Annotated in this window: 10 protein-coding genes and 1 tRNA gene; 1 reads left to right on the top strand and 10 read right to left on the bottom strand. The window is 62.2% G+C overall.

What is annotated here, in order from left to right; translation table 11 throughout:
* Positions 1-369 precede the first annotated feature (369 nt).
* Positions 370-612 carry a hypothetical protein gene (locus AC1RB9_RS11485; protein WP_153565748.1) on the bottom strand — a complete coding sequence of 81 codons (243 nt, stop codon included), beginning with the start codon at positions 610-612 and terminating at the stop codon, positions 370-372.
* Between the two features lie 35 nt (positions 613-647).
* On the opposite strand from AC1RB9_RS11485, the gene AC1RB9_RS11480 reads away from it, so the two are divergent.
* Positions 648-1,847, top strand: coding sequence for a tyrosine-type recombinase/integrase (locus AC1RB9_RS11480; RefSeq protein WP_003451890.1), 1,200 nt, complete (start codon positions 648-650; stop codon positions 1,845-1,847).
* Between the two features lie 72 nt (positions 1,848-1,919).
* On the opposite strand, the gene AC1RB9_RS11475 is transcribed toward AC1RB9_RS11480, so the two are convergent.
* The 9 genes from AC1RB9_RS11475 to thrS all read right to left on the bottom strand — a co-directional run bounded on the left by AC1RB9_RS11475 (position 1,920) and on the right by thrS (position 9,365).
* A tRNA-Pro gene (locus AC1RB9_RS11475) sits at positions 1,920-1,996 on the bottom strand.
* Positions 1,997-2,085: 89 nt separating this feature from the next.
* A complete protein-coding gene (locus tag AC1RB9_RS11470) occupies positions 2,086-2,442 on the bottom strand; it encodes a MerR family transcriptional regulator (protein WP_003090655.1) in 357 nt (118 codons plus the stop codon).
* Positions 2,423-2,725, bottom strand: coding sequence for an integration host factor subunit alpha (gene ihfA / locus AC1RB9_RS11465; protein WP_003090661.1), 303 nt, complete (start codon positions 2,723-2,725; stop codon positions 2,423-2,425). The genes AC1RB9_RS11470 and ihfA overlap by 20 nt, the downstream gene beginning before the upstream one ends.
* A 3-nt stretch (positions 2,726-2,728) precedes the next feature.
* Positions 2,729-5,107 (bottom strand): phenylalanine--tRNA ligase subunit beta, encoded by a 2,379-nt coding sequence (pheT, locus tag AC1RB9_RS11460; RefSeq protein ID WP_003451893.1) that lies wholly within the window; start codon positions 5,105-5,107, stop codon positions 2,729-2,731.
* A gap of 34 nt (positions 5,108-5,141) precedes the next feature.
* Complete coding sequence (pheS, locus tag AC1RB9_RS11455; protein WP_003090666.1) at positions 5,142-6,158, bottom strand: phenylalanine--tRNA ligase subunit alpha; 1,017 nt, start codon at positions 6,156-6,158, stop codon at positions 5,142-5,144.
* A gap of 97 nt (positions 6,159-6,255) precedes the next feature.
* Positions 6,256-6,612 (bottom strand): 50S ribosomal protein L20, encoded by a 357-nt coding sequence (gene rplT / locus AC1RB9_RS11450; RefSeq protein ID WP_003099086.1) that lies wholly within the window; start codon positions 6,610-6,612, stop codon positions 6,256-6,258.
* A gap of 23 nt (positions 6,613-6,635) precedes the next feature.
* Entirely contained in the window at positions 6,636-6,830 is a 195-nt protein-coding gene (rpmI, locus tag AC1RB9_RS11445) for a 50S ribosomal protein L35 (RefSeq protein ID WP_003090673.1), read from the bottom strand.
* Between the two features lie 61 nt (positions 6,831-6,891).
* Entirely contained in the window at positions 6,892-7,443 is a 552-nt protein-coding gene (gene infC, locus AC1RB9_RS11440; protein ID WP_003119938.1) for a translation initiation factor IF-3, read from the bottom strand.
* The gene (thrS, locus tag AC1RB9_RS11435; RefSeq protein WP_003090677.1) at positions 7,443-9,365 is read right to left on the bottom strand and encodes a threonine--tRNA ligase; all 1,923 of its coding nucleotides are present in this window, start codon (positions 9,363-9,365) and stop codon (positions 7,443-7,445) included. Before thrS ends, infC begins: the two co-directional genes overlap by 1 nt.
* Positions 9,366-9,384: the final 19 nt, after the last annotated feature.

Here is a 9,384-nt window from a genome sequence, read left to right as displayed (position 1 = left end):
GCGCGAGCTTGGCCCAGTGGCCGCGCGGCGGGCGCGGCACGTTCATGGAGGTGCAGACCCTCGCCATGAAGCTCGACGAAACCCCATAGCGCTCGGCCACCCTGAGCATCGGATGACGCCACACCTCATCGTAGAGTGCCTCCCGGGACACCTGCCCAGGCGGATCATCGCGATCCGTGGCACCTAGCAGAACTGAATTCACCCACCATCCTCCTGTCGCTCAACATCAAGATATCGTCGCCTCCCGCATCGCCTGGCCGCTCGTGGCTGCACCTTCGCCTGGACATGCAGCAACCCGCCACAGCGGGTTGCCCCTTCATCGGGTCTGTCTCGAACATGACACCCTCATGCCAGGAGGCAGATGCCATGTCAGACGCCAGCAGGAAACCCCTGTCCAACCGGCTTTCTTGCCCACCACGCGTTATCCGGGCCGGGGCGGCGCCCGCTTATCTCGGGATGTGCAGGGATGAATTCAACAAGACCGTACGTCCATATGTCCGCGAATTTCGCATAGGCCGGCAAGGCATCGGCTTTGATCGCGAGGAGCTGGACGCCTGGGCAAACGACTACATCGAACGAGCGGTTATTGAAAAGAACGGTGCCCAGGGACAAGATCGATTCCGCAGCGAGCGCCAAGGAGAAAAACCATGGCGCGAAAAACCATCACTGGCCTCTACGAGAGAAACGGAATCTGGCATGTCGACAAGGTCGTCAGAGGTCAGCGACTTCAAGAAAGCACTGGAACAAGCAACCGGGAGGAAGCAGAACAGTACCTGATACACCGGCTCGAGAAGCTCCGACAGGAGAAGGTCTACGGTATTCGCCGAGTCAGGAGCTGGCGCGAAGCCGCGACCCGCTACCTGATGGAGTATAAGGACATGCCGTCGATCGGCCTGGCCGCCATCTACCTCGAACAGTTGGACCCCTACATCGGCGACCTACCGCTCACGCACGTCGATGACGAGTCGCTTTCCCCGTACATCAAGGACAAGCTGAAGCCGAGCAGGGCATCGACCGGCAAGGTGAAGCCTGGTGTAACCCCAAGGACGGTGAACATCGCCCTGGAGAAGGTCATCCGCATTCTCAACCTATGCGCCCGGAAATGGCGTGACGAAGAGAAACGGCCCTGGCTGGACACGGTACCGATGATCAACAAGCTGGACGAGAAGCGGTCGAGGCGTCCCCCCTACCCGCTTTCGTGGGAAGAGCAATCGCTGCTGTTCTCGGAACTGCCGGACCACCTGCGCCGAATGGCGCTCTACAAGGTCAACTGCGGCTCTCGGGAGCAAGAAGTGGTCAAGCTGAGGTGGGACTGGGAGATCCCGGTACCGGAGTTGGATACCAGCGTGTTCCTGATTCCTTCGGACTTTGGAGGTAGGGACAAGGGATCAGGTGTGAAGAACGGAGAGGAACGGCTGGTCGTGCTGAACACGGTGGCCAAGTCAGTAATCGAGGGGCAGCGTGGCCTGGATCCGGTCTGGGTATTCCCGTATGGGATGCCCGACAGGAATGGCAAGGCGACACCGGTTCATCGGATGAACGATTCGGCATGGAAGAAGGCCCGGATCAGGGCTGCGAAGAAGTACCAGGAACGCTTCCTGCGACCGGCACCGAAGGGATTCGCCTCGATCCGCATCCACGACCTGAAGCACACCTTCGGGAGAAGGCTTCGGGCAGCTGGCGTCACCGAGGAAGACCGACGGGCCCTGCTGGGCCACAAGAACGGCAGCATCACCAGTCACTACTCGGCGGCGGAGCTGGGAAAACTGATCGATGAGGCCAACAAGATATCAGCGACGGACTCGCGAGGACCGGCGCTGACAATACTGAGGAGGAAGGCAGGATGAAAAGTCCCGCAAAAGTCCCTGAAACGAAAAAGGCCAGCTCATCTCTGAACTGGCCTAAGTCGTGGAGTTATTTGGTCGGGACGGAGTGATTCGAACACTCGACCCCTTGCACCCCATGCAAGTGCGCTACCAGGCTGCGCTACGCCCCGACTGTACTTCCAAGCTCAGTGGCTGTGCTTCCGAAGTGAGCCGCACTATATACTAAGCTTCTGATAAGTGGAAGTTTTTTTTGCTTCCGTCACTTCTTCAGGACCAGTAGGACTTCCTCCAGCTCGGCGATCATCTGGCGGATGAGCTGCTTGTACTGGGTGACGTCGTCCTTGGCCTCGTCGCCGGAGAGGCGCTGGCGCGCCCCGCCGATGGTGAAGCCCTGGTCGTAGAGGAGCGCGCGGATCTGGCGGATCATCAGCACGTCCTGGCGCTGATAATAGCGGCGATTTCCGCGGCGCTTCACCGGGTTGAGCTGCGGGAACTCCTGCTCCCAGTAGCGCAGCACGTGGGGCTTGACCGCGCACAAGTCGCTGACTTCGCCGATGGTGAAGTAGCGCTTGCCGGGAATCGGTGGCAGCTCGTCGTTATGACTTGGTTCCAGCATATGCCTCAACCCTGGCCTTCAGTTTCTGCCCTGGACGAAAGGTGACAACGCGGCGGGCCGTGATCGGGATTTCTTCGCCGGTCTTCGGGTTGCGTCCGGGGCGCTGGCGCTTGTCGCGCAGGTCGAAGTTGCCGAAACCGGACAACTTGACCTGCTCGTTATGCTCCAGCGCCTGGCGGATCTCTTCGAAGAACAGCTCCACCAACTCCTTGGCTTCCCGTTTGTTCAGGCCCAGCTCTTCGTACAGACGTTCCGCAATTTCAGCTTTCGTCAGAGCCCCCATACGCTATTTCCTTAACGTGGCATTGAACCTTTCTTCCAACGACGTGACGATGTTCTGCGTCGTGCTATTGACTTCATCGTCATTAAGAGTGCGCGATGGATGCTGCCAGGTCAAGCCGACGGCAAGGCTTTTTCTATGCGGATCAATGCCTTTACCGTGATACACATCAAACAGCCTGAGGTCCGTCAGCCATTCGCCGGCCGCCGCACGGATTTGTGTCAGGATGTCTTGTGCCGGCACGTCCTGATCCACCAGCAGCGCCAGGTCGCGGCGCACTTCGGGGAAGCGCGACAGCTCGCGGAACTTCGGCAGGTGGCCGTCGACCACTTCGGCCAGCAGCAGCTCGAAGAGGAACACCGGCTGCTCGAGGTCGAGTTTCTTCGCCAGTTCCGGATGCAGCGCGCCCAGGTAGCCGACCAGCCGCCCGTCCCGCTCGATGCGCGCGGTCTGCCCCGGGTGCAGCGCCGGGTGCTCACCGGGCACGAAGCTGAAGTCGCCGAGGGCGCCGGCACTGGCCAGCACTGCCTCGACATCGGCCTTGGCGTCGAAGAAGTCCACGCCGTCACGACCATTGGCCCAGCCTTCCGGCAGGCGCTTGCCGCAGATGGCGCCGGCGAGCATGGCTTCCTGCTTCAGGCCTTCCAGTTGACCGACGAAGCGCAGGCCACTTTCGAACAGGCGGACCCGCGACTGTTGGCGGTTGAGGTTGTGCTGCAGCGCCTTGACCAGGCCCGGCCAGAGGCTGGAACGCATCGCCGCCATGTCGGCGGAGATCGGGTTGGCCAGGGTCAGCGGCTGGGTGCCCGGATCGAACAGTTCGAACAGGGCCGGATCGATGAAGCTGAAGGTGATCGCTTCCTGGTAGCCGCGGGCGACCAGCAGGCGCCGCAGCAGCGGCAGCGCGGCGCGCGCTTCCGGCTTGTTGTTCGGCGCCAGGCGCGCCTGCGGGTAGCGCACCGGCAGGCGATTGTATCCGTAGAGACGGGCCAGTTCCTCGATCAGGTCGACTTCCAGGGAAATGTCGAAGCGATGGCTCGGTACGCCGACCGACCACTGCCCTTCCCCGTCGGCTACCACCGTCAGTTCCAGGGCTTGCAGCAGGCGCACGATCTCGTCGGCGTCCAGCGGCATGCCGAGCATCTGGGTCACGCGCTCGGCGCGCAGGGTGATCGGCGCGACCTTCGGCAGGTGCGCTTCGCTGACCTGCTCGACGATCGGCCCCGGTTCACCGCCGACGATGTCGAGGATCAGGCGCGTCGCGCGCTCCATGGCCTTGCGCGCCAACTGGCTGTCGACGCCGCGCTCGAAGCGATGCGAGGAGTCGGTGTGCAGGCCATAGGAGCGGGCCTTGCCGGCCAGGGCGATGGTGTCGAAGAACGCGGCTTCGAGGAACAGGTCGCGAGTGCTGTCGCTGACGCCGCTGTGCTCGCCGCCCATCACCCCGGCGATGGCCAGGGCGCGCTGGTGGTCGGCGATCACCAGGGTGTCGGCGCGCAGGGTGATTTCCTGGCCGTCGAGCAGGACCAGCTTCTCGCCGTCCTCGGCCATGCGCACGCGCACGCCGCCGTTGATCTCGGCAAGGTCGAAGGCATGCATCGGCTGGCCCAGTTCGATCATCACGTAGTTGGTGACGTCGACCACCGGATCGATACTGCGAATGTCGGAACGGCGCAGGCGCTCGACCATCCACAACGGGGTCGGCCGGCTCAGGTCGACGTTGCGGATCACCCGGCCGAGGTAGCGCGGGCAGGCAGCCGGCGCGGCGAGCTCGACCGGACGGGTCTCGTCGTGCTGCGCGGCGACCGCGTCCACCGCCACCGGCGCCAGCGGTACGTCGTAGATGGCGCTGACTTCGCGGGCCAGGCCGGCGAGCGACAGGCAGTCACCGCGGTTCGGGGTCAGGCCGACCTCGATGGTGTAGTCGTCCAGCTCCAGGTAGGTGCGGACGTCCTGGCCGACCGGCGCGTCGGCCGGCAGCTCGAGCAGACCGGCGTTCTCTTCGCTGATCTGCAATTCCTTGGCCGAGCAGAGCATGCCGAAGGACTCGACGCCACGCAGCTTGGCTTTCTTGATCTTGAAGTCGCCCGGCAGTTCGGCGCCGATCATGGCGAAGGGAATCTTCAGGCCCGCGCGCACGTTGGGCGCGCCGCAGACGACCTGGAAGGTCTCGCTGCCGTTGCTGACCTGGCAGACGCGCAGCTTGTCGGCGTCCGGATGCTGTTCGGTCGAGAGCACCTCGCCGACCACCACGCCGCTGAAGGCGCCGGCGACCGGCAGGTCGGCGTCGACCTCGAGGCCGACCATGGACAGGCGAGCGACCAGCTCGTCATGGGAAACCTGCGGATTTGCCCAGCTCCGCAGCCACTTTTCACTGAATTTCATCCTGTTCTCCTAAGGAATCCGGTTGCGTTCTGGCCTAGCGGAATTGTCCGAGGAAGCGCAGATCGTTATCGAAGAACAGACGCAGGTCGTTCACCCCGTAGCGCAGCATGGCCAGGCGCTCGGCGCCCATGCCGAAGGCGAAGCCCTGGAATTTCTCGGGATCAATGTTGGACATGCGCAGCACGTTCGGGTGCACCATGCCGCAACCCATGACTTCCAGCCAGCCGGTCTGCTTGCACACGCGGCAGCCGTTGCCGCTGCAGATCACGCACTGGATGTCCACTTCGGCCGAGGGCTCGGTGAAGGGGAAGAAGGACGGACGGAAGCGCACTTCGAGCTGCTTCTCGAAGAAGGCGCGGAGGAATTCCTCGATGGTGCCCTTGAGGTCGGCGAAGCTGACGCCCTCGTCCACCAGCAGGCCTTCCACCTGGTGGAACATCGGCGAGTGGGTCAGGTCGGAGTCGCAGCGGTAGACGCGCCCCGGGCAGACAATGCGGATCGGCGGCTGCTGGGACTCCATGGTCCGCACCTGCACCGGTGAGGTGTGGGTACGCAGCAGCATGTTCGCATTGAAATAGAAAGTGTCGTGCATGGCACGCGCCGGGTGGTGGCCCGGAATGTTGAGCGCTTCGAAGTTGTGGTAGTCGTCTTCGACTTCCGGGCCTTCGGCGACTTCATAGCCGATGCGGCTGAAGCACTGCTCGATGCGCTCCAGCGTGCGGGTGACCGGATGCAGGCCGCCGCTCAGCTGGCCACGACCGGGCAGGGTGACATCGATGCGCTCCGCGGCCAGCCGGGCGGCCAGCGCGGCCCCTTCCAGCTCGGTCTTACGCGCGTTCAGCGCATCCTGGACCTTTTCCTTGGCCACGTTGATCAGCGCGCCGACCTTCGGCCGCTCTTCGGCCGGCAGGTCGCCCAGGGTCTTCATCACCTGGGTCAGTTCGCCTTTCTTGCCGAGGTAGTGAACCCGGATCTGCTCCAGGGCATTGACGTCTTCGGTGTGTCGCACAGCCTCCAATGCTTGAGAGACCAGCGCATCCAGGTTTTCCATGTATGGACTCCAGATACAAAATAGGGGAAGAGCGGTAAGGCTCTTCCCCTATCGGTGACGTTACGTCCGGACCGAAGTCCGGTGATTGTCGTAGGGCTTAAGCCAAGCTTGCCTTCGCTTTCTCGACAATCGCGGTAAACGCCGCTTTTTCGTTCACTGCCAGATCGGCCAGGACCTTACGGTCGATCTCGATGGCCGCCTTTTTCAGGCCGGCGATCAGACGGCTGTAGGACAGACCGTTCTGACGAGCACCAGCGTTGATACGGGCGATCCACAGTGCGCGGAACTGACGCTTGCGCTGACGACGGTCACGGTAGGCGTATTGGCCAGCCTTGATCACCGCCTGCTTGGCAACGCGGAACACGCGCGAGCGTGCACCGTAGTAGCCCTTGGCGAGCTTCAGAATTTTCTTGTGACGACGACGGGCGATAACGCCACGCTTAACACGAGCCATGAATTAATCCTCTACCTTAATAATCAGCGCAGACGCAGGGAGCGTTCTACGCGCGCAACGTCAGACTTGTTCAGCATCGAGGTGCCGCGCAGTTGACGCTTACGCTTGGTGGTCATCTTGGTCAGGATGTGGCTCTTGAAGGCGTGCTTGTGCTTGAGGCCACCAGCAGTCTTCTTGAAGCGCTTGGCCGCGCCACTTTTGGTCTTCATCTTTGGCATGTTCGGATACTCCGCATTGAGTGATTACGCATAACCGCAAGGCCTGCCAGTGCCCTGGTGGTTACTTTTTCTTCTTGGGAGCGATGACCATCATCAGCTGGCGTCCTTCCAGCTTAGGATGCTGCTCGACGGTGCCGTACTCCACGAGGTCGGCTTCGACCCGCTTCAACAACTCCATCCCCAGCTCCTGGTGAGCCATCTCACGGCCGCGGAATCGCAGGGATACCTTGGCCTTGTCCCCTTCACTAAGGAAACGTACCAGGTTGCGTAGTTTTACCTGGTAATCCCCTTCTTCCGTCCCTGGACGAAACTTGATTTCTTTGACCTGCGCCTGCTTCTGGTTCTTCTTGGCGACCGCAGCCTGCTTCTTCTTCTCGAACAGGTGCTTGCCGTAGTCCATGATGCGGCAGACAGGAGGCACCGCGTCGGCCGAAATCTCAACCAGGTCCAGCTTCGCCTCTTCGGCTAGGCGGATCGCCTCATCGATCGAAACAACACCAACCTGCTGGCCATCAGCTCCAATCAACCGTACCTCACGAGCCGAGATGTTCTCGTTGATCGGGGGTTTCGGTTGAGCTCGCTTATCCTGTCTCATTTCACGCTTAATAATGATTACTCCGAGTCTTGGCGACCACGCCGGGAAACCGCCTGTGCCAACAGCTCAGCGAACTGGGTGACGGGCATGGAGCCCAGGTCTTCCCCTTCGCGCGTACGCACCGCGACGGCCTTCGATTCAACTTCCCGATCTCCAATAACCAAGAGATAGGGAACCTTGAGCAAAGTATGCTCGCGGATTTTAAAGCCGATCTTCTCGTTTCTCAAGTCGGACTTGGCACGGAATCCGCTTTCCCCGAGGATCCGCACCACCTCGGCGGCGAAATCGGCCTGCTTGTCGGTGATATTCATCACCACTGCCTGGGTCGGCGCCAGCCAGGCCGGGAAGGCTCCGGCGTAGTGCTCGATGAGCATGCCGATGAAGCGCTCGAAGGACCCGAGGATCGCACGGTGCAGCATCACCGGGCGCTTGCGGTTGTTGTCCTCGGCGATGTAGCTGGCGTCCAGGCGCTCCGGCAGGTTCGGGTCGTACTGCAGGGTGCCGCACTGCCAGTTACGGCCGAGGCAGTCCTTCAGGGTGAACTCGATCTTTGGCCCATAGAACGCGCCCTCGCCCGGCTGGTATTCCCAGGCCAGGCCGGATTCGTTCAGCGCATCGGCCAGCGCGCCTTCGGCGCGATCCCACAGCTCGTCGGAACCGACGCGCTTGGCCGGACGGGTCGACAGCTTCATGGCGATGTCGGTGAAACCGAAGTCGCGGTAGACCTGCAAGGTCAGCTTGATGAAATCGGCCGCTTCCTTCTTCACCTGCTCTTCGGTGCAGAAGATATGCGCGTCGTCCTGGGTAAAGCCGCGTACACGCATGATCCCGTGCAGCGCGCCGGACGGCTCGTTGCGGTGGCAGGCTCCGAACTCGGCGAGGCGCAGCGGCAGGTCGCGATAGGACTTCAGGCCCTGGTTGAAGATCTGCACGTGGCACGGGCAGTTCATCGGCTTGACCGCGTAGTCGCGGCTTTCCGAGGAGGTGGTGAACATGTTCTCGGCGTAGTTCGACCAGTGGCCCGAACGCTCCCAGAGGATGCGGTCGACCACCTGCGGGGTACGCACTTCGACATAGCCATGGTCGCGCTGGACCTTGCGCATGTACTGCTCGAGCACCTGGTAGACGCTCCAGCCGTTCGGGTGCCAGAACACCATGCCCGGCGCTTCTTCCTGCAGGTGGAACAGGTCGAGCTGCTTGCCGATGCGGCGATGGTCGCGCTTCTCGGCCTCTTCGATGCGCTGGATGTAGGCCGCCAGTTGCTTCTTGTCGGCCCAGGCGGTGCCGTAGATGCGTTGCAACTGCTCGTTCTTCGAGTCGCCGCGCCAGTAGGCGCCGGAAATCTTGGTCAGCTGGAACGCCTTGAGGAAGCGGGTGTTCGGCACGTGCGGGCCGCGGCACATGTCCACGTACTCCTCATGGAAGTACAGGCCCATGGCCTTCTCGTCCGGCATGTCGTCGATCAGGCGCAGCTTGTAGTCTTCGCCACGGGACTTGAACAGCTCGATGACCTCGGCGCGCGGGGTCATCTTCTTGATCACGTCGTAGTCCTTGTCGATCAGCTCGCGCATGCGCTGCTGGATCGCCGCCATGTCCTCGGGGGTGAAGGGGCGCTCGAAGAAGATGTCGTAGTAGAAGCCTTCCTCGATCACCGGGCCGATGACCATCTTCGCGGTCGGATAGAGCTGCTTGACCGCATGGCCGACCAGGTGGGCGCAGGAGTGGCGGATGATCTCCAGTCCTTCCTCGTCCTTGGGCGTGATGATCTGCAGGGTCGCGTCGCGATCGATGGTGTCGCAGGCGTCGACCAGGCGGCCGTCGACCTTGCCGGCGAGGGTCGCCTTGGCCAGGCCCGCGCCGATGGATTGGGCCACCTCGGCCACGGAGACCGGGTGATCGAAGGAACGTTGACTGCCGTCGGGAAGAGTAATGATGGGCATGGCGCCTCCTCTCCTAGTG

It is taken from the genome of Pseudomonas sp. 20-5 (assembly GCF_056782835.1).
Note: the sequence above shows the minus strand (reverse complement) of the source record. Positions and strands in the feature narration are given on the sequence as shown.